Origin of the sequence: Virgibacillus salarius (assembly GCF_039521925.1) — a bacterium.
Lineage (GTDB): Bacteria > Bacillota > Bacilli > Bacillales > Amphibacillaceae > Virgibacillus > Virgibacillus salarius.
Genome location: NZ_BAAACY010000022.1, coordinates 1 through 23,158, shown reverse-complemented (window position 1 = coordinate 23,158; position 23,158 = coordinate 1). Strand labels below are relative to the sequence as shown.

Sequence of the window (23,158 nt, the reverse complement as noted above, 5' to 3'; positions counted from 1 at the left end):
GATGAAGGAATGCTGACAATTTTAATTTTATCGTATGTTTTGGCACAGGTAAATAGGTTTAAGAAAAAAAGCTCTTGGAATGCTTTCATATAACGAGCCCGGTACAAAAGAGATTGGGCAAAAATGACACTGGAAATCTACTTTGAATGGTAAGAAGCGGTATGGTTAATATAAAAAATATTAAATTAAAAAGATTGGGGAGTTTATGATGAAGAAATTACTATTGTTACTATTCATGAGCATAATGGTCTTCGCATTGGCTGCTTGTGGTTCAGATGAAGAAAAAAGTAGTGATGAAGGGAATAGCGGAAGTAAGGAAAAGGAAACTGCTGAAACAGAAAATATAAAGATAACGCAAGAACTTGGCGATACAGAAGTACCGCAGAATCCTGAAAAAGTAGTTGTTTTTGATTATGGTGTACTTGATTCATTAGATAAATTAGGAGTAGAAGTAGCGGGTGTTGCCAAAGGTAATATCCCATCGTATTTAGAAAAATATGAAGGGGAAGAATATGAAAATATCGGAAGCTTAAAGGAACCAGATTTTGAGAAAATTGCTGAAATTGATCCGGATGTCATCTTTATCTCAGGGCGTCAGTCATCTGTATATGATCAGCTATCAGAATTAGCTCCTACTGTTTACTTAGGTGTTGATACTACTCGTTACATGGAATCATTTAAAGAAAACATGAGTACACTTGGTAAGATTTTTGATAAACAGTCTGAAGTAGAAGAAGAACTAGCAACAATCGATGAATCGATTGCAGGAATACAAGAAAAAGCAAAACAAGCTGATGAGAATGCATTAATCATTCTAGCAAATGATGATAAGATTAGCGCATATGGTCCTAGTTCACGTTTTGGTATTATTCACGATGTGTTTAATGTGCCTGCAGTAGATAAAGATATCGAAGCATCTACTCATGGTCAAAATGTTTCATTTGAATATGTAGTTGAAAAGAATCCTGATTTACTTTATGTTATTGATCGTAGTGCAGCAATTGGAGAAGAATCTTCTGCAAAGCAAATTGTGGAGAACGAACTAGTTCAAGGCACGAAAGCTTATGAAAATGATAATATCGTGTACCTTGATCCTGAATTCTGGTACTTATCTGGTGGCGGACTTGTATCTGTTCAGGGTATGGTTGATGAAATTCAAGCAAGCTTAGAAAAATAATTACAAAAAGCATGTCTTAGTAAATTGGTAGAGACAGAGACAAAAGAATGAAGAAACAATAAAAGACGAACGATAAGGTACCGACCCCCTGAAGTTAGAGTAAAAAATCTAATTTCAGGGGGTGTTTTTGTGGCTAAATATAGTGAAGAATTTAAAGGGAAGGTTGTCACCGAGTATATAGATGGAAATCTTTCATATCGTTCCTTAGCCAAAAAATATCATATGAGTAGCTCTACACCAATATATGAATGGGTGAAAAACTATGAGCGTCACGGTATGGCGGGACTAAAACGAAGAAATACAAAGAAGGAGTATTCTGTTCAATTTAAATTAGATGCGATACAATTTATGCTAGAGACAGGTGCTTCTTATACAGAAACTGCTGTTCAATTTAAGTTGAGCACTTCGTCCATTGTTAAACTCTGGATGAAAAAATTTCGCAAACAAGGTAAGGAAGGCCTGGAATTAAAACAAAAGGGGCGTCCTTCTATGTCTAAAAAACCCATTAAACAGAAGAAGCAGGAAGCAAAAAAGAGAACACGAGAAAATAACTATCGTTCGTCTTTTGGTTAGAATCTTTCATTTAGCACCTGAAATAAGTGAGACTCCGGCGGGAACCATGCGTCCGAAGATCCACGTGGTAACGTGTTTTTCTTTACCAAGTTAGCTGAGGCCGTGCCTGCGGAAAGAGCGTATATTTTTACGGTGCGGCGATACTCCTATTGATAACTTGATTATTCGTATTTTGAGTAAAGAAGTTGTGTTTTGTACCAGCCTCTATTTAATTTCTTTTATATTAACTATTTACTTCATTAATTTGCTATAGTTGTGTTGAATATTTTGTAACGAAAATGGACTCGTTTGAAGATGGTAGCCTGCCTAAACATGAAGACGTTGCCTTCGCCTATCCAGAGTGAGTTAGCTGAAAGGCAGCGAGTACTAGGAGGTGTGGACTGAGATCGCTAATCATTCATGAATTCCATCGGTCACAATGGCAGGTGTAGGGCTTGCGACTTTAGTCTTGGGAATCTCAATCAATCACTCACACATAAATCGTGTCGAATGTGGCATAATTTAGGGAAAGTGCTGTTTATTGTTATACAATTGTAAATAGGGCTTTCATCCCTTGCTATTCTCATGTTTTTGCAGTAAACGGCACATTTGGCACTTGAAAAGGTTGTCCTAAATATGTTTGAATGAAAGGACATTCATTAAGAAATGAGGGGTCTAACGAATGAAAAAAATTATCATGCTAGGATTAGCACTAACCTTAGCAATCGTATTGGCAGCATGTGGAGATGACAATGCTGAAGGTGATAAAAAGAAAGATGAGCAAACGCAGGAAGAAGGTAATACATCAAAAGAGGGTCAGGAGCAGCAAGTAAAAGTGACCGATAAAGAGAAGGTAGAAGAAGGAACAGCTGTAGCTTCTGTCAACGGTGATGAAATAAAAGGTGAACGCTACAACCCGATCTATACACAATTAAAAACCCAAATGGCGCAATATGGACAGGATGTGAGCGATCTAGATAAACTAAAGGAACAAACCATAAACGTTTTGGTTGAGCAGCACTTAATTAGACAGGATGCTGCAAGCAAGGGTATTAAGGTTTCAGATAAAGAGGTTCAATCCGAATTTGATTCGTTAAAAGAAGAGAATGGTGACCAGTTAACTGCAGTTCTTGAACAATTTAATCTTACGGAAGATCAATTTAAACGGCAGTTAGAAGATGATTTAATTACTACCAAGTATATTGATTCACAGTTGGAGATCAAAGTAACGGATAAAGAGGTTGAAGAATACTACAATCAGTTGAAAGAGCAAAATGAAGAGATTGGTAAATTAAAGGATTTGAAAGACCAAATCAAAAATCAAATTAAACAACAAAAAACGAATGAACAACTTCAGAAAAAAGTTGATAAATTAAAAAAGGATGCAAAGGTTGAAACATTAATCTAAGCAACGCTTAGTATGAAAGCACCCGATCATTTAGAAGCTGTCTAAATATCGGATGCTTTTTTCTTTTGACGTCGATTTCACTTTATCCCGCATATAACTGGCAGTAAGACTTCACATCAAGGTATTGGTAAATGGGTATAAACTATCAGTAAATGTCCGATTGGTTCAGAGGCCTTTAGGTCATACCCTTGTGGTACTAACCATCCGTGGGATAAACAAACTCCCCACGGAAGGAAGTTTCACTTTATGTCGATACTATTTCCTATGTTTACAAGCTCGTATGTCTGCTTAGCAGAGGACGTTTTTCTGCAATAAGGGTATCCAATTTTTCTAAGAATTGCTCCATCATTTGATCCGTACCTATTGAAATCCTTAAATATTGTGTAATTTCGTCTTTATTAAAATGTCTAACAAGAATACCTTCTATTTTTAGCTGTTGATAAAGGGATCGTGCTGCATAGCTAGGATGTGTAGCAAACAAAAAGTTTGTTGCTGATGGCAATACCTTAAATCCACGTTTTTTTAACTCTGCCGTCATCCAGTTGCGTGTGTGAATAATAGAATTTGTTGTTTCTTTAAAATAGGTAGTATCTTCAATAGCAGCCTCAGCTCCTGCAAGTGCTAATCGATCAATGGTGTAGGAGTTAAACGAATTCTTGATTCGCTGGAGTGCTTCAATTAGTTCTGGATTGCCAATAGCAAAGCCTACTCTTAAGCCAGCAAGCGAACGAGATTTTGACATCGTTTGTATGACGAGGAGATTTTCATATTGGTCAATGAGTGAAACTGCTGAAGCCGCAGCAAAGTCAATGTATGCTTCATCTATAATGACAACCCGATTAGGATTATTTTCTACAATAGCTTTTATAACGTCAAGTTCTGCTAGAATACTCGTAGGTGCATTAGGGTTTGGTAAAATAACACCACCATCCGAATCAAAAAAATCAACTTGATTTAGTGTGAAGTTCTTGTTTAAGGATACTTCTTGATACGGTATGTGAAAAAGATTGCAATAAACAGGGTAAAAACTATATGAAATTGCTGGGAAACGGATTTTTTTTTCGGGCAGAAAAAATGCCATGAACGAAAAAGCAAGCACTTCATCAGACCCATTTCCTATGAAAACATTCTCTTTATTTAGATGATAGAAGTTGGCAATTTTCTCTCTTAAATTCTCTGCTGTTGGTGTAGGATAATGATTTAACTTGTTCTCTAATGCTCTGTAAATAGCTTCCTTTACTTTTGGTGAGGGAGGATATGGATTCTCATTTGTATTTAATTTTATAATGGTAGGGTCATTTAGCTGTTCACCGGGAACATAGGGCGTGCTCCGTTTAACTGCGTCACTCCAAAATCTATTCATTTCGTACGTCCTTTTCCTGATTATGTCTTTGTTGTAGCTCATTCGTTATATCATGGAAGGAGACATCAAGTAGCTCCATCAATACGAGCGTATGGTAAGTTAAATCAGCTATTTCCCAGGTTACCTCCTGTTTATTCTTATTTTTAGCTCCAATAATGACCTCACTAGCTTCCTCTCCAATTTTTTTTAATACCTTATCAAGCCCTTCTCGAAACAGATAGGCAGTATAGGAACCTACAACAGGAGAATGTTTACGTTTGGTTATTTGCTTCTTAAGCTGTTCAAGAACTTGATAAGGGGGAATAGACTCCTGATACAGCTCATGATGAAAGCAAGTATGCTTGCCTTTGTGGCAGGCTGGACCAAGCGGTCTTACCTGTAATAATAGCGCATCTTGATCACAATCTAAGAAAATCGCATGGACAGCTTGTTTATTTCCAGAAGTTTCCCCCTTGTTCCATAGTGTCTGCCGCTTTCTACTAAAAAACCAAGCTTCCTTTGTTTCGACTGTTTTGGAAAATGCCTCCTTATTCATATAAGCTAATGTTAATATTTTTCCATTCGTTGCATCCTGAACGATTACTGGCAGTAATCCATCGGTACCAAATGTTATAGCGTCCATTTCTATGTTCATATACGCTCACTCCTAATTTCTATACCCTTGTTGTATAAATGCTTCTTTAATTGTGGGATCGGTATATCATTATAATGGAAAACGGATGCTGCTAATGCTGCATCTGCAAGACCAGGTTTTAAAACTTCCAAAAAATCGTTAATACTCCCTGCACCTCCACTTGCTACAATTGGAATACTGACAGAAGAAGCGATTAAATGTATCAGGTTAAGGTCATAGCCTAATTGTTCACCATCTGTATGAATAGCATTGATCACGATCTCTCCTGCACCTAATGCTTCTCCTTGTTTTGCCCATTCTACTGCATCTAGCTTTGCATGTTTTCGTCCTCCGTTCAGATAGACATCCCATTTATACTGTTCCGTCTGTTTTGCATCAATCGATAATACGATACATTGTGATCCAAACTTTAATGCAGACTCCTTAATTAAACTTGGATTTGTGATGGCTGCGCTATTTAGAGAAACTTTGTCAGCACCTGCTCGTAAGACACGATGTATATCCTCGAGAGTTCTAATTCCTCCTCCAACGGTAAAGGGAATAGCAATTTCCGCAGCCACAGACTCAACAACATCAAGAAATATGTCTCTTCCTTCATTAGACGCTGTGATGTCATAAAATACAAGTTCGTCAGCACCAGCTTGATTGTATCGTTTAGCTAATTTTACTGGGTCAGCTACGTCCTGGATGTTTTTAAATTTTTTCCCTTTTACCACGCGCCCTCCAGCTACATCAAGGCAAGGAATAATCCGTTTAGCTAACATTTGTTATTGCCTCCAACCCTTGTTTTAATGTTAAGGATCCGTCGTATAGTGCTTTGCCGATAATTGCACCATGTAGTTTCATTTTGCTTAATGTGGTCACATCCTTCATTGTCGTTACTCCCCCAGAGGCAATAATATTCATTGATGTGGAAGCTTGCATAATTTGGAGTTCTGTAAAATTTGGTCCGCTTAGCATGCCATCTTTAAGAATGTCTGTGTAGATTAGCGTTTGTAAACCTAGTTGCTCCAACTCTTTTGCTAAATCTCTAGCTTTAACCTTGCTTATTTCCGTCCAGCCATTTGTTGCTACAAGTCCATTTCTAGCATCTATCGATACAATGGTTTGGGTAGGGTATTTAGAAATAGCCGCAGCTAAAAACGATTTGTCCTCAATAGCTGCTGTTCCAAGTATCACTTTTTTCATTCCTGCATTAAGGTAGTTCTCCATTGTCGCTAGGCTACGAATTCCACCACCAATCTGTACGGGAATGGAAATGGTATCGGCTATTTTTTTGACAATATCAATATTTTTTGACTGACCTGTTTTAGCTCCGTTAAGATCGACGAGATGTAAGTATTCAGCTCCTTGCGTTTCCCACTGTGAAGCCATATGTACAGGGTTATTACTGTATACTATTTCATTATTATAATTGCCTTGTGTAAGGCGGACACATCTACTGTCTTTAATATCAATTGCCGGAAATAAAATCATGAAATCATCTCCCCAAAATTTGCTAGAAGCTGAAGTCCAACGTTACCGCTTTTTTCTGGATGAAACTGCATGCCAATAATATGATCCTGCTGGACGATTGCTGGGATGGTACCACCATAAGCAGTGCTGGCAACCAGAGAATTATATGCATATTCTTTTACTGCATAGGAGTGGACATAATATACAAAAGCATTATTTGGAATGTTTTGGCATATGGAACTACTTCGCTGCATATGCAGTGTATTCCAACCAATGTGAGGAACTTTAACCGTGTAATTAATTCTACTAACTTTTCCTTTCAATAATCCGAAACCTTCCCATTCTCCATCTTCTTCACTTGTTTCATAGAATAATTGCATACCTAAACAAATACCTAATAAGGGTTTCCCTTTTGTAGTTTCATCTTTTATGGTATTGATTAAGTCTTTTTGCTTTAAGGTAGTCATGGCATCTTGGAAAGCGCCCACCCCTGGAAGTATCATGGCAGTGCTGTTGAGAATCTGTTTTTTTTCAGTGGTGACACAACATTCCAGGCCTTTTCTGTTTAATGCAAACTGAAGGCTTTTCATATTCCCAGCACCATAATCAATGATAGCAATCATCTTATACGTCCTTTCAATAGTACCGATTTTTTGTATACAATTGGATGGTATCATTCCTCTTTTAAAGACTTCCTTTTGTAGAGGGGATACCTATGATACGTTCGCTTTTTTGGCTTGCTTGATCGAGTGCTCGGCCAAAGCCTTTAAATATGGATTCAATCATGTGATGTGAATTTGTACCATAAACGTTATGAATGTGTAAGGTGACTTTGGCATTGCTGGTAAAAGCCTGAAAGAATTCTTCTACTAGCTCTGTATCGAAATCTCCAACTTTATCTTTTAGCCCCTCTACCTTATATACAAGATACGAACGTCCACTAATATCTAGAGATACAGTAGACAGCGCTTCGTCCATCGGTGTAGTTATACTACTGTAGCGCGTAATTCCTTGTTTGTCTCCGAGTGCTTGGTAAAAGGCCTTGCCAAAAGCAATACCAATATCTTCAATAGAATGATGCTGATCAACTTCTAAATCACCCTTACAGCTTACATTTAAATCAAGTAGTCCATGTCTAGACAATAAGGTGAGCATATGATCAAAAAATCCAACTCCTGTTTGAATCGAACTATAACCAGCTCCATCTATATTCAAGGTAAGAGAAATATCTGTTTCTGAAGTTGTTCGGTTAATTGTATGATTTCGCATTGCGGCCATCCTTTCGTAGGTTAATTGATTCTGCATGCGCTGTTAACTTTTCTGTCATTGCTAACTCAATTATTTCATCAGCTGTTTCTAGCAAGGCTGTTTTATCATAATGGATAATGCTTGATTTTTTTACGAAATCATAAACACCTAAAGGTGAAGAGAAAGCAGCAGTACCATTTGTAGGTAACGTATGATTCGGTCCTGCTAGATAGTCTCCTAATGCCTCTGGTGAATAATTGCCTATAAAGATGGCACCGGCATTATTAACGTATCTCAGATTTTCCATCGGTTCCTTTATCATAAGCTGTACATGTTCGGGTGCTAGATCATTCACAATTGTAAATGCTTCATTCAAGTGCTTAACAAGAATAATGCGTCCATTTTGTTTTAGGGCTTGCTTGATAATGTGCTTTCTAGATAATAATTCTGTTTGTTTTTCGACTTCTAGTTGGATGGCAGCTGCAAGTGTACGATCCGCCGTGATGCATATCGGCTTTGCCGCCTCATCATGCTCTGCCTGTGATAATAGATCAGCAGCAATGTAAGGTGCTGGTGCTGATTCGTCGGCAACAATACAAATTTCGCTGGGACCAGCTATCATATCTATGGCTACATCCCCATAGACGCATTTTTTTGCACTAGCAACAAATGCATTACCAGGGCCAGTAATTTTTTGGACTTTTGGTACCGTTTCTGTTCCATAAGCGAAAGCAGCTATCGCTTGTGCTCCACCAATCTTATAGATGCTATCTACGCCTGCTTCTTTTGCAGCAACAAGAATATGTGGGTTAACCTTTCCATTGGCCTGTGGAGGGGTAGCTATATGTATCGACTCTACTCCAGCAATCTTGGCAGGAATAACATTCATTAATACAGTTGAAGGATATGCTGCCTTTCCACCAGGCACATAGATTCCAACCTTTTCAAGTGGTGTAATCTTTTGCCCTAATAAAATACCGGAATGACTATTTGTAAACCACGATTGTTGCATTTGTTTTGCATGAAATTGTTGGATGTTGTTTTTTGCTTTTGTAAGTGCACGAAAGAAAGCTGGACTAACCTGTTTATATGCGTCTTTAAACTCCTCTTTAGTAACCTGAAATTTAGGTAATAGTACATCATCCAATTCTTTTGTTAACTGTCTAATTGCTGCATCTCCAGATTGTTTAATCTGATTAATAATATCTAAAACCGTTTGATCAGTATTGTTATCTAATGTTCTCCTTTTTGCGATTTGGTTCTTCTCCGTCCAATATTGCGCACCTGTTATTTGTTTCACGTGTTACTCCTCCAAGCCCAATCGTAATTTTTCAATAAATGGTTGTATACTTGTGCTTTTAATAGCAAAGCTTGCTTTATTAATAATGAGCCGCGTACTAATTGGTTCTACTTCCTCTAAAACTACTAGACCATTTTCTTTTAATGTGTTACCGGTCTCCACGATATCAACGATTGCATCTGCTAATCCGATAAGGGGAGCTAGCTCAACGGAGCCATTCAACTTTACAATATGAATGGCTTTGCCTTTTTTAGAAAAGTAATTGTGAGTAATGGTTGGATACTTCGTTGCAATGGTAATTGGTTTCTCTTTATTTAAATTCTCTCCGGGTTTACCAGCTATGGCAAAAGTACATTGCCCAATTCGTAAATCGAGTATGTCATATACATCTGCCTCGGATTCAAGTACATTGTCCTTTCCTACTATACCGACATCTGCTGCGCCTCTTTCCACATAAGTCGGGACATCTACAGCTTTTACAAATAGTAACCTGATGGTTTTATCTGAATTGTAAAAAACTAATTTTCGACTTGATGATGTAAAGTTATTGAAAATAATTCCAATCTTTTTCATCAGATGTATTGTCTGGTTAGCTGTTCTACCCTTGGCTACCGCTAATGTGAAAGCTTCCAACTAAACCTCCCCCTCTTGCATAACTAATAACTCCTGTACTTCAGTTATGTCATGGAATTGATATGAATTCCCTTTATTTATGAGCGTACAAGAATCCTTCTGATAGTGGATGGTGCATGCTGAAGTAGTCAGGCTGTTTTCTTGATCAGGAAAGCTAAGTACGACATAGCCGCATTTCCGTAAATGTAACGTATCAGTTAGTGCTTTCTTTTGCATAGAGGGATGATAATAAACAATGATGTCTGATATGGTTGTTGGTGTTGCTAATAACTCATGCCGTTGTAAAGCCCTTTCTAATAACTGCAAGTCATATGCAAACCCTATTGCTGGTATAGATGCTCCAAATTGTTTTCCTAATTGATCATATCTACCACCCATGACTACCGGTTCCCCGATAAACTCAATAAACCCTTGAAAGATGATATCTGAGTAATAATCCATATCGTTAATTAAACCAAGGTTAAATATTATATAATCAGTAAGCTGATAGGCTTTTAGAATGTCATAAACATCTATGAGGTGCTGTAATTCCGCTTGCATATTTTCCTGTAATCCGTATTTCTGAATAGCATTGATTACATCACCTGGCAGACCATAAAGAAAAGGAATGTTCCTAATCAATTCTTTCAGCGGATCATCAATCTCAAGCGAATTTAGGTAGGGCTCTAATTCAGCTATATTTTTAGATTGAATAAAGTTTTGTAGATGGATTAATTCTTGCTTAGACAACCCAGCGAGCGATATTAATGCTTTGAACAATCCTGCATGACCTATTTCCATTTTAAAATCAATAAAACCCATATCTTGCAGTGTATGAATTGCCAATGCAATTACTTCTGCATCAGTAGTAGCTGATTTTTTTCCAAAGTGTTCAATTCCTGCTTGTGTTCGTTCGTTTACTTGATTTGCTTGATCATGGTAACGAAATATGTCCATGATATAAAAGTAACGATCATTTTGAGTGGTGGGATGATTGACCATAACCTGTGTAATAGGAATAGTGACGTCTGGTCGTAATACAAGTACCTTTCCTTTAGGAACCATAACTTTAACCATGTCATCTGTATTTACAATTCCATTAATGGAAGCATACATATCATAATACTCAAATGCTGGAATCTTAATTTGACGATACCCATAGGTTTTAAAACGGTGTTTTAATTTGTTTATTAATACTTCTTGCTGCTGAAAATCGTCTATAACGTTGCTATAGGAGCTATTTATTAAAAAAGGCTGCATTGTAAGTTTACTCCTTTTCACTTTATTACTTTATCGCTTTATTTAATTAAAGTTATATAGTATTCTAATAATTATAAAAGGAATTGTCAACCAAAGGGAGGGATATTTTTATGTTCGATTATCATATACATAGTAATTTTTCAGCAGATTGTGATACGCCAATGGAGGAGACAATAGAAGCCGCCTTGAAGAAGGGACTAAAGGAAGTTTGCTTCACTGAGCATATTGATGAGGATTATCCAGATCCTACGATTCATTTTGAGTTAGATTTACCTGCCTATGAAAAAAAAATCAAAGAAATGCAGTGTTTATATAAGGAGCGTATCAACATAAAAAAGGGTTTAGAAATAGGGGTACAGCCCCATTTGTTAGACAATTGCAAGCAAATGATACAGGAGGAAACATTTGATTTTATCATCTGTTCTATGCATACCACTTCTGGAATGGATTTACATTCTGGAGCTTTCTTTCAAGGTAAAACAGTGGATGAGGCATATCAAGCGTATTATCAAGAATTACTAGATTGCATTACTCATTTTAAAGACTTTCAAGTTTTAGGACATATTGATTTGATAAAAAGATATACACAGACAAGAAAAAATGAACATAGCTTTCTGAATCTGATTGAGGAGATATTTCAAGAAATCATACCAGCAGGGAAGGGAATAGAAATAAATACCTCTGGGTTCCGTTATGGTCTTAATAGTGCCATGCCTAGTAAAGATATCCTTAAGTTATACAAGGAGTGTGGTGGGGAAATCATTACAATTGGTTCTGATTCCCATCAAGCGTCTACTGTAGGTTATGGACTAGCAGAGGCGATAGAATTATTGCGATCACTAGGTTTTTCGTATATTACAACTTTTAAGGGAAAACAGCCAGTTTTCCATCATATATAATTGCTTCAACAAATGTCACTATTTCTAAAAGGAAAATACCGATGAGACATGCTATAATGAAGGGCAATAGGGGAAACCTTCTGTATCATTACCAATCCAGATCAACCGGTGATATGGTAATGGTTTAGATCACTGCCAGATAAATGAGGGAGTATTTTTGAAGAAAAAACATCTAATGAGTATTGCGTCCATATGTATAGTGATCCTAGGATTGATAGCCCTTGTATATATGCCCAATAAAACAAAGTCAGATTTTGACAAAATACGACCAACGTTGTTTGTACATGGTTATAAGGGAACTGTGAATTCATTTGGCCATATGCTAAAACGATTTGAGAGTGATTATAACTGGGGTAACAAAGCACTTGTCTATTTTGTGAAAAATAACGGAGCAATTGAAAAATATAACCTTAGTAAAGGTAAAAAAGAGCCTGTATTTGTTCAGGTTATTTTTGAAAATAACCGAGCAAGTTTTGAAGAGACAGCAGGTTGGCTAGCTGCTGTCTTAGCAGATATGAAAGCTGTTTATTCTATTGAAAATGTCAATCTTGTTGGACATTCGATGGGAGGAATCGTCTCCTTGGAGTATATGAAGCAATACCAAGGGGTGAAGTTTCCTACTGTTCGTAAATTTATAGCGATCGGTAGCCCGTTTGATGGGATCTATAGTGAAGAATATTTCCAACTAAATCGTGATCCTGCTGCTACTGATTTGCATCCCGATTCTCCTGCTTTACAATTTTTGAGAGAGCGATCATTTCCAGAATATACACAAGTATTAAGTATTGGAAGTACGGGGGATGCAATTGCTGTGCCAGAAAGTATTAAGTCGTTACGAACGATTATACCAAAGGATCAATTAGAAGAGGTTATTATTGACGATCTGCATTTAAGTCACAGTGGGTTACACGAGAGTAAGCTAGTGGACCAATACATTTATGAGTTTTTGTGGCAAGATCAGATTGAATAGCTTACAATGTAGAAGAGTATCATCAAGTATTTTGGAATAACTATTAAAGGAATGATACGTGTGGGATTGAGTCATCATATATACAATAAATTAATAGAAATTACATCCGAGAGTAATGTGATGGTGGACGAAGAATTAAAGAATCATACGTATACCCGTCTTGGCGGGAAGGCTGATTTTTTAGTAACACCTGAAACATATCATGAAGTACAGGAAATTGTAAGGTTGGCGAACGAAGAAAAGATTGCATTTACATTACTGGGGAATGGTTCTAATTTGATCGTAAAAGATGGGGGAATACGCGGAATTGTTATGAATCTTCATCGATTAACGGATATTTCCACTAACGGCTCTACAATTGTTGCTCAAAGTGGTGCGCGAATTATTGATGTTTCCCGAGAAGCACTAACTAAAACGTTATCCGGGTTGGAATTTGCCTGTGGTATACCAGGGTCAGTAGGTGGTGCATTGTATATGAACGCTGGAGCCTACGGTGGCGAAATAAAAGATGTGTTAGTAAGCACCAAGGTAGTAGATAAGGATGGAAATCTCCAAGTATTAACAGCATCTGATCTGGATCTAGCATACCGTACAAGTAACATTCCAGAAAAGGGATATATTGTTCTTGAAGCAACTTTTTCGTTGGAAAAAGGTAAATATGCAGAAATAAAAGCTATAATGGATGATTTGACGTATAAAAGAGAATCGAAGCAACCATTAGAGTATCCTTCATGTGGAAGTGTATTTAAACGACCACCAGGTTATTTTGCTGGAAAATTGATTCAAGACAGTGAATTGCAAGGAAAGCAAATTGGCGGAGCACAGGTTTCTTTAAAGCATGCTGGCTTTATTGTTAATAAGGATCATGCAACAGCTACAGAATATATTAATCTCATTCGCTATGTTCAAGATACAGTAAATGAAAAGTTTGGAGTGCGATTAGAGAGAGAAGTTAAGATAATTGGTGAAGATCCAGTTCGCTAGGTTATGGCAATTGTATATCTGACAAAAGAGGCTGAGACAAAAGAATGAAGAAACAATAAAAAACGAACGATAATTAGTCAAAAATTAATTATCGTTCGTTTTTTGGTTAGGATTATTCATTTAGCACCTGAAATAAGCGAGACTCCGGCGAGAACAACACGCGTCCGAAGATCCACTTGGTAACGTTTTTTCTTTACCAAGTTAGCTGAGGCCGTGCCCGCAGAAAGCGAGTATAGTTCCACGGTGCGGCGATGATACTCCTATTGATAACATGATTATTCGTATTTTGAGTAAAGAAAATGGTTAGAGATTTCAATGCTACTGCTAATTCATCTCCGTTGAGGAAGATATTATGTTTTTCATTAGCTTCTAAAACGATGCAGGAAGCTTTGCAATCGTTCGTTTGTAGAATGCTCAATAACCTCGCTAGCTGTTCCCTGCTCAGCAATGACACCTTCATCAAGGAATAATACTTTGTCAGCTACGTCAAGAGCAAAGTCCATTTCATGCGTAACGAGAATCATTGCCATTTCCCCCTCTTTGGCAATGTCACGAATAACTTCTAGTACTTCACCAACTAATTCTGGGTCAAGTGCAGATGTTACTTCATCAAATAGCATAACTTTTGGTCGCATCACGAGCGCTCTTGCCATAGCAACACGCTGTTTTTGTCCTCCAGAAAGTTGGCTAGGATAATTGTCCAATTTGTCACCAAGTCCAACTTTTTCAAGCATCTCAATAGAGCGCTGCTTGGCTGTAGATTTATCTTCATTTTTGACGTGGATCGGTGCCGTCATACAGTTTTCCAAAATGGTCATATGTGGGAATAAATTAAAATGTTGGAATACCATACCTATATCTCCCCGGACATTACGCAAATGTTTTTCATTTGCGTCAACCATACTCCCCTTTTTCTCCATCTTCCAAAGGTTTTTACCATCAACAATAATATCTCCTGAAGTTGGTTGCTCTAATGTCATTAGCATTCGTATAATGGTTGTTTTACCAGAACCACTTGGGCCTATGATTGCAACTTTTTCTGCAGGCTTAATATCTAGATCAATCCCTTTTAATACTTTGACATCTCCAAATGATTTATGAACATCATTAAAGGTAACAATCGGCTCTATCATTATGCTGTCGCTCCTTTACTACTATTTAATGCTTCTTTCTTATCAAAGCGGCGATTCATTCTCTTTTCCAGCTTATTAATGAGTAAAGCGGAAGGGTAACTCATTAATAAGAATAGGATAGCTACAATGGTTAATGGCTCAAGATAAGTCCAGTATTGAGCACCATAGCTATTTGCCATGTGGAGAATACCCGCCACACCAATGGTGGATGCTAGTGGAACTTCTTTAAACATAATAATTAAATAGTTACCTAACATTGGAATGGTCGGAGGAATAGCCTGTGGTAATATAATTTTAGTCCATTTTTGTCTAGTGGAAAAGTTTAACGCCCTTGCAGCCTCCCATTGTCCTTTATCCACACCATCAATGCCCGATCGGTATACTTCGCCAATATACGTGCTAAAGTGGATGCCGAGTCCAAGGATTGCACTTGTGAATGGGTCTAATGTCATTCCTACCACAGGTACCATCGGCCATGCATAAAAGATAAAGAATAGCTGAACGAGAGGTGGTGTAGAACGAATAAATTCCATAATCCAAGTTATGACCCAATGAAGCGGCTTGAAAGGAATTCTTCTAAGGAAGGTCCAGAAAAATCCAAATATCAAAGCAAATAAATAACAGGCTATTGTAAGACCTAATGTTATTCCAAGCCCCTGTACAATAACTAAAAACGCGTCAGCAAATACATCCCAGCTCCAAATATTCATTGACTAGCCACCCCTTTCTTCGAGATGTCTTCCATTTTACGAGTCAAGAAAATTAATGGAAGTGCAAGAATAAAGTAGAAGACTAATACTAATAAATAGACTGTCGGTGCTTGTGAAAGATTGGAGCTTCGTAATATATCTCCGTAGTATAAAATATCATGCATACCAATTAAGGATACAAGTGATGTAGCCTTGAGCATTTGAATTAAATAATTCCCAAATTCGGGAAGCATCATTCGTACCGCTTGCGGGAAAATAACCAGGCGCATACGTTGGAAACGTGACATATTTAACGCAGTGGCAGCCTCAGTCTGTCCTTTTGCTACAGCGAGTATAGATCCTCGTACAATTTCTGACATATAAGCCCCATAGTTTAAAGCGATTGCGATGACGCCAACCCACCAATTACTTCCAAGTTCAATTCCAAAAAGCATAGGAACTGCATAGTATAACCAGAATAATTGAACAATTAGAGAGGTTCCACGGAATATTTCTACATAGAATCCGGTGAATTTTCGAAGGATAACATTTTTGGAAAGGCGACAAAGCCCTGCAATAAACGCAAATAAATAACCAAAAAATGCAGAGGCAATTAGTACAGAGATGGTAATGGTTAGCCCCTGCGCTAACATGGGAAAAATATCTATAATTGCTTTAATAGTGATCACTCCTTATTTTTCAGTTAGATGTATGGTTTCTCAAAAAAATTATAGGGTCTGACTCCCCCTAAGGTAAGGGAAGTCGGACCCTATGGAGTCATTGGTTTACTATAGTGTACGTGTTATTTTAATTCTTATAGTTCACCGTTACAGATTTTTTCTGTAGTAATTCCGGGCTCTACCATGTTATTTGCTTCGCTAAATCCATTCTTTTCAAGAAGTTCAGCTACTGTACCATCTTCTTTTAACTCAGCTAGCTTTTCATTATAGGCATCGCGTAGATCTGTATTATCCAAATGGAATGCTGCTGCTCCATAGCTTGGAACACCTTCCACATCTGGTTGTTCAAATCCTTCAACAAATTCCAGCTTATCAGAGTTAGAGGACTCTAGTGCCATTTTAATAGTCATTTCTGTACCAGTAGTTGCATCAGCTCTTCCTGACTCTACTGCAGAAAAGGTTGCCGGGATATCATCTGCAGATTGAATTTGGTCTTCGCTTACACCTTCTGTTTTAAGGAATTCATTTTCGGTTGCTCCTGCCATCACGGAAACTTTTACATCTGGATTATCTGCAATGTCTGTATAGCTCTTTAAATTTAACGGGTTTCCTTTTTGAACAATTAATCCTTCCCCATATTTCATTTCCGGCTCACCAAAAGCTGCATTCTTACAGCGATCAGAGTTAATTGCCATGCCGGCAGTGATAACATCGAACTGACCAGCCTTTAAGCCTGGGATTAGCTGTCCAAAATCAGCAAGCTTGGCATCCATTTCATTTACTCCAAGTTCTTTAAAGACAGCAGCAGCAATATCCACAGCAGCACCTTTTAACTCCCCATTATCATCTTGGTAAGCGTACGGCTCTTCATTAGCAAAGCCTATTGTGACAGTGCCAGCTTCTTTTAATTCTTCTAGTTTACCACCGCTACCTTCAGAATCTCCGTTTCCGCCTTCCTTGCTCTCATTATTGTCAGATGAACCACACGCTGCAAGTGCAATTAGCAAGAAACCTAAAACAAACATAAGTAAAAATTTCTTCATGTAAATAATTTCCTCCCTTTTTATTTGTAAAAGTGAATAAGTAAGTAGCCAGATGACTTTATTCATAGGTGAAAATCACTGGAATAATCTTGAAAAATAGATTAAAAGAATTAGAGGAACTCAAGTTGAAGCACTTATATTAAAATGTTACAGGTTCTAGTTAAGTGACTCAAACGCAGTAAATTTAGATAATTTGGAATTTATTATGATTTAACTGAATGAATGAAGAATAAAGCATGTATACATAAATATACTATCTTATCATCTGCTAAGCTTCCGTATTATCTAAATTTGCAAATAAATCCCAGCTAATGATAAACCGAATAGACATCATTCTATTAAAAAAGTACCATAGGATTAGCGAATAGTATTTAATCATTGGATGATCTACTTTATCCCACATATAACTGGCAGTAAGATCTCCACTTCAAGCAATAAAGTGAAACCAATGTGGATAAGTTGGGGTAACTGCCAGTAAATGTCCGATTGGTTCGCACGCAGGCCTTTAGGTCATCCCCTTGTGGTACTAACCATCCGTGGGGTCTAAACAAAAACTCCCACTGATTGAAGTTTCACTTTATTAAGGATATTATTCAAAGGGGAGGCGAAAATATGCATATCGTTGTTTTAGGTGCTGGTGCGTTAGGAGGTTATTTTGGATTACGTTTTCAAGAGGCAGGAGCTAAGGTAACTTTTCTTGTGCGAGAACAGAGGGCGATACAACTGAAAGAACAAGGTGCAGTGATTCATAGTATACATGGGGATTATGAAACCCATGATGCAACGATTGTTACAGATCCACAGCAGATAGAAGATCCAGAAGTAGTTTTGATAAGTGTGAAGGGCTATCACTTACAAGGTGCTATGAAGCAATTACGTGTCCTAGTAAATAAAGGAGCGTATATTCTTCCAGTATTAAATGGAATAGAGCATCTGGCTAAATTACAAAATGAACTTGGAAAAGCATCCATACTTGGGGGACTTTCATTTATCATTGCAACATTAAATGACAAGGGGCATGTGGAGCATTCAAGCGATTTCCACGAGCTCATATATGGAGCACTTGAGCCTGAACAAGAGGCAATTTGTTCTAAATTGGATAAGCTTAGTAATTCTGCTAACATGACTGGGAAGAACAGTAATAACATATTGCTTGAGCTATGGAAGAAATATATGTTTATAAATGCTTTTTCAGGTGTTACAGCTGCAGTAGATTTACCTATTGGTATGATTAGGCAACATAATGAGACCTTTCATATTATGCTACACTTGTTAAGTGAAATGAAGACCTTAGCTAATATCTATGACGTTCCAATTACTGAACAAGATGTTAAAGAAGCTTGGGATAAATTAAATAACTTACATGATCAGGCTACATCTTCGATGCATCAGGATCGTAGAAAAGGACTGACACTAGAATTGGATCACCTCCATGGTGGAGCACTTCGGTTGGCAGGAGCTAAAGGCATTGACCTTCCCTATACAAGGGCTGTTTATGGTATGCTACAACCATTTGAAAATCTAACATAAAAGTGGAGGAATCAAATTGTCTACATTGACTATTGTAATCATCGCTTGCGTTATCGTAGTCGCGATTGTTTTAGTTCTATCATTGGTAACCATTTCAAAAGGGTATGCGTATAAGCATAAGGTTGATCCGTTACCAAATGAGAGAGAGAGCAAGCAAGAATTAGAGAAGCAAAAGGGAGAGTAATAATAAAATGAAGTATGCAACCATCGGCACAAGTTGGATTACAGACGCGTTTATTGAAGCAGCTGATCAATCGAAATCTGCTCAGCTAGCTTCTGTTTATTCGAGGACTGCTTCAGCAGCCAAAGCGTTTGCTCATAAGCATGGGATTGAATGTAGCTATTCATCTATGGAGGAAATGTTAAATTCAGATGCAGACTTTGTTTATGTTGCATCCCCAAATCGTATGCATCCAGAACATATAAAGCTGTGTATAAAAAAGAGGAAGCATGTATTTTGTGAAAAACCAATGGTATATACGGTTAAGCAGTTAGAAGAACTGCAACGATTAGCTAAGGAACATGATGTGTTTATATTTGAAGGATTTCGCCACTTATTTTCCCCCAACTATGATATTTTAAAGAATAAACTCTCACACGTAGGTAAAATACGCAGTGCAATGCTGCAATATGTTAAGTATTCATCACGTTATGATGTTTTTAAAGAAGGTACGATTCCTAATGTGTTTGCAAAAGAGTTTGCAGGTGGGGCTTTGATGGATTTAGGTGTATATCCTTTAAGTATGGCTGTTGATTTATTTGGGCAGCCGAATGATGCCGCTTATTTTCCAGTTTTATTAGCTAATGGAATCGATGGAAGTGGTACGATCGTGCTAACATATGAAGATTTTAATGTAACCATTTTATGCTCTAAGATTGCAGATGCCACTATCCCCTCTGAAATTCATGGGGAAGAGGGAACATTAACAATGAATCAAATTGCACCTATTGAAAAACTACAGTTTTACAATAGAACGAATTCAGAAACAAACGAGCTTGCTGTAGAGCAAATGACTGCTGACATGATATATGAAATCCAAGCATTTATTAAGATGGTTAGTGATAATAACACGGCATTATATGAGAAGTGTTTAGAAAGAAGTCGCTATATTGCCGAAATAACAGAAAAACTAAGGAGAGATTCCGGCATTCACTTTCCTGGTGAATAAAACACATTGTGTCCCGTATATAACTGGCAGTAAGCCCCCCACATTTCAAGCAATAAAGCGAAATCAATATGAATAAGTGGGTGATCAACTGCCAGTAAATGTTTAATTGGTTCAAAGACTATTAGGTCATACCCATTGCTAACAATCAGTGAGAGATAACAAAAACTCCCACTGATTGTAGCCCATGCTGTTCTTTTGTCTCTTATTTTTGAAAGTAAAAAAAGCAGTTGACTACTTATTTGAGTTGGCTGTAACTATTCCATTTATTTCGTTTGTGGCAACGATTTGTTCTTGTTCCTAATCAACCTTTGGTCGAACTCCTTGTTGAAGCTGATTTATACTTAAACCAAAAGTCATTTGCAAGTGTGGATAGTCTTTGAAATTATTCCAGTCACCACCCCATTCAAATCCCAATTCTTTAGCGATTGCTGCTACTTCATACCAATCCGATTGATTGTTACCATTCCCATCGTATTGAATATTCCATATTATTTTTCCTGTATCATTTTCAAGAGCAAAATCAATGGCTAGTCCATAATTGTGATAGGATTCACCACCCTTTGCATAGGTAACAATATTCCCTTTGCGTGTTCGCCCCTGTTCATATAGTCGATTCTGTTCCTTAAAGGAGCGTACTTCCTCCGTAATGACGACATCAATATTTTTTTTCGCAGCTCTTTCAATCAGCCTGTTTTTATTCGCTTCTACTGTTGGATGTAAGTTAGATGGTAAAGGATCACCTTTATCTGATTCAGAATATTTTCCATTGTTATGATGATAGACGTGAAATAATATAACTAGGCATAGAATGATAATTATCCAAGGAAGTAATATTTGTTGTAATTTTTTCATGCTGACTGTACTCCTCATGTTTTAATGCACACAAATCTTAATCGCTATGAACGAAGGACACCAGATTTTAATTTTAGATTATGAATATTTTTTTATCCATTTTTTACGTTATAATGAGTAAAAACCAGAAAGGTGGATTTCATGATTACCGCTCTTGTTTCTATTATTGGCTATCTAGCAGGCTGTCTACATGGTTCGCAGCTTGTAAGCATGTATAAAAAGGTAGATATAAAGAATGCCGGTGTGAAAAATGCTGGAGCCTCTAACACAACCATTTTACTTGGCTGGAAGTATGGTGTTTTAGTTGCACTTATTGATATTTTTAAAGCTACATTTGCCATAGTGCTTGTATTATACATTTTAAATGAAAATGGCATTACTGGTAAAGAACAGACGTTGCTCATATATATATCGGCTTTATTTATTATTCTAGGTCATAATTACCCACTAACAATGAAATTTAGTGGTGGTAAGGGAACGGCATCGTTAGTTGGAATCCTACTCGCCATTGATTGGAAAATAGCTATTATAGGCATTGGAATTTTGCTCATATTTACAATTGCAACAGATTATTTAGTGGTTGGTGTATTATGTATGTATGTTTCCTTTTTAATTACAACATATGTATTTTTTGGTCCAGAACCAACATCTATCGTCGTTTTTTTATCTGTTTTAAGTATAGCGAAACATTTGGATAATTACCGACGTATAATTAATAAGGAAGAAACAAGACTATCAAGTATGTTTTCAAAAAAGTAAATGACGTTGGAGGATGATGGGATGCTAGATATAATTATTTGGATTTTAATTAGTGCATTATTTTTTCTAAGTTTTGTAGGAGTGATATTTCCTATCATTCCTTCTGTACTTGTACTATGGGGTGGGTTTCTTTTATACCAGTTTGTCATAGACCCAAATGAATTAACCATGTCCTTTTGGATAGGAATGGCCTTGATCACCATTGTACTGATCGCTGCAGACATCATTGCAAATAGTTACTTTGTAAAAAAATATGGAGGAAGTAAATGGGGAGAGCGTGGGGCAGCCATAGCAGTTATTGTTGGTTCATTTATTATTCCGCCATTTGGTGTTTTAATCGTTCCATTTCTAACCGTGTTTATTATTGAATCGCTTCAACAAAGGACTACGCAAGAAGCCTTCCGTGCTTCGTTTGGTTCACTTATGGGATTCCTTGGCGGGGCTTTTGCTAAAGTAGTTATACAATTTGTAATGATTATTTGGTTCTTCGTTGTTATTTTATTTTAGAGAGGTAGATGTATGTGAAGAAAGCATTAATTAACATTGATTACACGAATGATTTTGTTGCCAATGATGGAAAACTAACGTGTGGTGAGCCAGGTCAAGCGATAGAATCAAAAGTCGTATCACTTACCAATGAATTTATTGAAGCAGGGGATTATGTTGTATTCGCTATCGATGCGCATGAAGCTGCAGACAGTAATCACCCGGAATTTTCCTTATTTCCTACCCATAATATCATAGGGACCTCTGGAAGAGAGCTTTATGGTAGGTTGGCAGAGGTATATCAAAAAAATAAGGAAAAGCACAATGTTTATTTTATTGATAAGACAAGGTATAGTGCCTTTGCTGGCACAGATCTAGAGATAAAGTTACGTGAACGAGCTATTGATGAACTCCATATTATTGGGGTATGTACAGATATATGCGTATTACATACAGCTGTTGATGCTTATAATAAAGGATTTAAGATGGTTATTCATCAGGATGCAGTAGCTAGCTTTAATTCAACAGGCCATGAGTGGGCTTTAGGGCATTTTGAACACACGTTGGGAAGTACGGTCATATAAGAACGGAAATAACTTAATAGACAGAGGGGGAAAGAGAGAGTTGTGAGATCCCAGAGCCCCATATATAAAAGCAAAATATACGAGCAAGAGGTCCTCCTATTAACACATGTAGTTTAGTAGCTATAGAACCAGTGTTTAGGGGGGGAATATTGATTAAAGATAATATCTGTTTCTAGCTTAGCAGGTTATGAACAAAAACTTGCTGGGTATAGCTGATGCCAATTAACATTCCAAACAATAAACTACTCTAGCTTTGAAAATATCCATAGACTCCTTAAAAAGAAGAATGATTTTTTGCTTGAAAGTTAAGAAAGTATAAAATCAGTGCAATGACTGCGTTAAGCCAAGTAGTTATTTTGAAATGTTTGATG

Annotated in this window: 26 protein-coding genes; 12 read left to right on the top strand and 14 right to left on the bottom strand. The window is 37.2% G+C overall.

Features of this window, described 5'->3' with window-relative positions; all coding sequences use genetic code 11:
* The first annotated feature begins 208 nt into the window (after positions 1 to 208).
* From ABDZ84_RS04030 to ABDZ84_RS04020, 3 genes are all read left to right on the top strand, one after another.
* Positions 209 to 1,177, top strand: coding sequence for a siderophore ABC transporter substrate-binding protein (locus tag ABDZ84_RS04030; protein WP_121604489.1), 969 nt, complete (start codon positions 209 to 211; stop codon positions 1,175 to 1,177).
* Between the two features lie 129 nt (positions 1,178 to 1,306).
* Positions 1,307 to 1,750, top strand: coding sequence for a helix-turn-helix domain-containing protein (locus tag ABDZ84_RS04025; RefSeq protein WP_343780229.1), 444 nt, complete (start codon positions 1,307 to 1,309; stop codon positions 1,748 to 1,750).
* Between the two features lie 661 nt (positions 1,751 to 2,411).
* Positions 2,412 to 3,137 (top strand): SurA N-terminal domain-containing protein, encoded by a 726-nt coding sequence (locus ABDZ84_RS04020; protein ID WP_026683100.1) that lies wholly within the window; start codon positions 2,412 to 2,414, stop codon positions 3,135 to 3,137.
* A 268-nt stretch (positions 3,138 to 3,405) separates the two neighbouring features.
* Here the strand turns inward: ABDZ84_RS04020 and hisC are convergent, their stop codons facing one another.
* The 9 genes from hisC to hisZ form a co-directional block, all read right to left on the bottom strand.
* Positions 3,406 to 4,500, bottom strand: coding sequence for a histidinol-phosphate transaminase (gene hisC / locus ABDZ84_RS04015; protein ID WP_026683101.1), 1,095 nt, complete (start codon positions 4,498 to 4,500; stop codon positions 3,406 to 3,408).
* Positions 4,493 to 5,134 (bottom strand): bifunctional phosphoribosyl-AMP cyclohydrolase/phosphoribosyl-ATP diphosphatase HisIE, encoded by a 642-nt coding sequence (gene hisIE, locus ABDZ84_RS04010; RefSeq protein WP_026683102.1) that lies wholly within the window; start codon positions 5,132 to 5,134, stop codon positions 4,493 to 4,495. The genes hisC and hisIE overlap by 8 nt, the downstream gene beginning before the upstream one ends.
* Positions 5,131 to 5,898, bottom strand: a complete 768-nt coding sequence (gene hisF, locus ABDZ84_RS04005; RefSeq protein ID WP_026683103.1) for an imidazole glycerol phosphate synthase subunit HisF — start codon at positions 5,896 to 5,898, stop codon at positions 5,131 to 5,133. The genes hisIE and hisF overlap by 4 nt, the downstream gene beginning before the upstream one ends.
* The gene (hisA, locus tag ABDZ84_RS04000) at positions 5,888 to 6,610 is read right to left on the bottom strand and encodes a 1-(5-phosphoribosyl)-5-[(5-phosphoribosylamino)methylideneamino]imidazole-4-carboxamide isomerase (RefSeq protein WP_026683104.1); all 723 of its coding nucleotides are present in this window, start codon (positions 6,608 to 6,610) and stop codon (positions 5,888 to 5,890) included. Before hisA ends, hisF begins: the two co-directional genes overlap by 11 nt.
* Positions 6,607 to 7,212, bottom strand: coding sequence for an imidazole glycerol phosphate synthase subunit HisH (hisH, locus tag ABDZ84_RS03995; RefSeq protein WP_026683105.1), 606 nt, complete (start codon positions 7,210 to 7,212; stop codon positions 6,607 to 6,609). The genes hisA and hisH overlap by 4 nt, the downstream gene beginning before the upstream one ends.
* 61 nt (positions 7,213 to 7,273) lie before the next feature.
* Complete coding sequence (gene hisB / locus ABDZ84_RS03990) at positions 7,274 to 7,858, bottom strand: imidazoleglycerol-phosphate dehydratase HisB (RefSeq protein WP_121604497.1); 585 nt, start codon at positions 7,856 to 7,858, stop codon at positions 7,274 to 7,276.
* Positions 7,839 to 9,137 carry a histidinol dehydrogenase gene (gene hisD / locus ABDZ84_RS03985; protein ID WP_343780220.1) on the bottom strand — a complete coding sequence of 433 codons (1,299 nt, stop codon included), beginning with the start codon at positions 9,135 to 9,137 and terminating at the stop codon, positions 7,839 to 7,841. Before hisD ends, hisB begins: the two co-directional genes overlap by 20 nt.
* Positions 9,138 to 9,140: 3 nt before the next feature.
* A complete protein-coding gene (gene hisG, locus ABDZ84_RS03980; protein WP_026683108.1) occupies positions 9,141 to 9,770 on the bottom strand; it encodes an ATP phosphoribosyltransferase in 630 nt (209 codons plus the stop codon).
* The gene (gene hisZ, locus ABDZ84_RS03975) at positions 9,771 to 11,009 is read right to left on the bottom strand and encodes an ATP phosphoribosyltransferase regulatory subunit (RefSeq protein ID WP_051388472.1); all 1,239 of its coding nucleotides are present in this window, start codon (positions 11,007 to 11,009) and stop codon (positions 9,771 to 9,773) included. It abuts the gene before it with no gap.
* Between the two features lie 110 nt (positions 11,010 to 11,119).
* Between hisZ and ABDZ84_RS03970 the strand changes: the two genes are divergently transcribed.
* The 3 genes from ABDZ84_RS03970 to murB all read left to right on the top strand — a co-directional run bounded on the left by ABDZ84_RS03970 (position 11,120) and on the right by murB (position 13,862).
* Positions 11,120 to 11,908 carry a histidinol-phosphatase HisJ family protein gene (locus ABDZ84_RS03970; RefSeq protein ID WP_026683110.1) on the top strand — a complete coding sequence of 263 codons (789 nt, stop codon included), beginning with the start codon at positions 11,120 to 11,122 and terminating at the stop codon, positions 11,906 to 11,908.
* 157 nt (positions 11,909 to 12,065) lie between these two features.
* Entirely contained in the window at positions 12,066 to 12,878 is an 813-nt protein-coding gene (locus ABDZ84_RS03965) for an alpha/beta fold hydrolase (RefSeq protein ID WP_121604499.1), read from the top strand.
* A gap of 60 nt (positions 12,879 to 12,938) precedes the next feature.
* A complete protein-coding gene (murB, locus tag ABDZ84_RS03960) occupies positions 12,939 to 13,862 on the top strand; it encodes a UDP-N-acetylmuramate dehydrogenase (RefSeq protein ID WP_026683112.1) in 924 nt (307 codons plus the stop codon).
* A 362-nt stretch (positions 13,863 to 14,224) separates the two neighbouring features.
* Here the strand turns inward: murB and ehuA are convergent, their stop codons facing one another.
* From ehuA to ehuB, 4 genes are all read right to left on the bottom strand, one after another.
* On the bottom strand, positions 14,225 to 14,995 hold the full coding sequence (ehuA, locus tag ABDZ84_RS03955) for an ectoine/hydroxyectoine ABC transporter ATP-binding protein EhuA (RefSeq protein ID WP_026683113.1): 771 nt from the start codon (positions 14,993 to 14,995) through the stop codon (positions 14,225 to 14,227).
* Positions 14,995 to 15,705 (bottom strand): ectoine/hydroxyectoine ABC transporter permease subunit EhuD, encoded by a 711-nt coding sequence (ehuD, locus tag ABDZ84_RS03950; RefSeq protein ID WP_343780212.1) that lies wholly within the window; start codon positions 15,703 to 15,705, stop codon positions 14,995 to 14,997. Before ehuD ends, ehuA begins: the two co-directional genes overlap by 1 nt.
* Entirely contained in the window at positions 15,702 to 16,337 is a 636-nt protein-coding gene (locus tag ABDZ84_RS03945; protein ID WP_026683115.1) for an amino acid ABC transporter permease, read from the bottom strand. The genes ehuD and ABDZ84_RS03945 overlap by 4 nt, the downstream gene beginning before the upstream one ends.
* 161 nt (positions 16,338 to 16,498) lie before the next feature.
* Positions 16,499 to 17,407, bottom strand: a complete 909-nt coding sequence (gene ehuB / locus ABDZ84_RS03940; protein ID WP_343780209.1) for an ectoine/hydroxyectoine ABC transporter substrate-binding protein EhuB — start codon at positions 17,405 to 17,407, stop codon at positions 16,499 to 16,501.
* 612 nt (positions 17,408 to 18,019) lie between these two features.
* Here ehuB and ABDZ84_RS03935 point away from each other — a divergent pair.
* The 3 genes from ABDZ84_RS03935 to ABDZ84_RS03925 are packed head-to-tail and all read left to right on the top strand — an operon-like array spanning position 18,020 to position 20,106.
* Entirely contained in the window at positions 18,020 to 18,937 is a 918-nt protein-coding gene (locus tag ABDZ84_RS03935; protein ID WP_026683117.1) for a ketopantoate reductase family protein, read from the top strand.
* 16 nt (positions 18,938 to 18,953) lie between these two features.
* Positions 18,954 to 19,121, top strand: a complete 168-nt coding sequence (gene ytzI, locus ABDZ84_RS03930) for a YtzI protein (RefSeq protein WP_121604502.1) — start codon at positions 18,954 to 18,956, stop codon at positions 19,119 to 19,121.
* 7 nt (positions 19,122 to 19,128) lie between these two features.
* Positions 19,129 to 20,106, top strand: a complete 978-nt coding sequence (locus ABDZ84_RS03925; protein WP_026683118.1) for a Gfo/Idh/MocA family protein — start codon at positions 19,129 to 19,131, stop codon at positions 20,104 to 20,106.
* Between the two features lie 297 nt (positions 20,107 to 20,403).
* Here the strand turns inward: ABDZ84_RS03925 and ABDZ84_RS03920 are convergent, their stop codons facing one another.
* Positions 20,404 to 20,958 (bottom strand): M15 family metallopeptidase, encoded by a 555-nt coding sequence (locus ABDZ84_RS03920; RefSeq protein ID WP_166530850.1) that lies wholly within the window; start codon positions 20,956 to 20,958, stop codon positions 20,404 to 20,406.
* 141 nt (positions 20,959 to 21,099) lie between these two features.
* Between ABDZ84_RS03920 and ABDZ84_RS03915 the strand changes: the two genes are divergently transcribed.
* From ABDZ84_RS03915 to ABDZ84_RS03905, 3 genes are read left to right on the top strand one after another with little or no spacing between them, the layout of a single operon-like run.
* Positions 21,100 to 21,717 carry a glycerol-3-phosphate acyltransferase gene (locus ABDZ84_RS03915; RefSeq protein ID WP_026683120.1) on the top strand — a complete coding sequence of 206 codons (618 nt, stop codon included), beginning with the start codon at positions 21,100 to 21,102 and terminating at the stop codon, positions 21,715 to 21,717.
* A gap of 21 nt (positions 21,718 to 21,738) precedes the next feature.
* Entirely contained in the window at positions 21,739 to 22,224 is a 486-nt protein-coding gene (locus ABDZ84_RS03910) for a DUF456 domain-containing protein (RefSeq protein WP_026683121.1), read from the top strand.
* An 8-nt stretch (positions 22,225 to 22,232) separates the two neighbouring features.
* Complete coding sequence (locus tag ABDZ84_RS03905) at positions 22,233 to 22,787, top strand: cysteine hydrolase family protein (RefSeq protein ID WP_211911297.1); 555 nt, start codon at positions 22,233 to 22,235, stop codon at positions 22,785 to 22,787.
* Positions 22,788 to 23,158 lie beyond the last annotated feature (371 nt).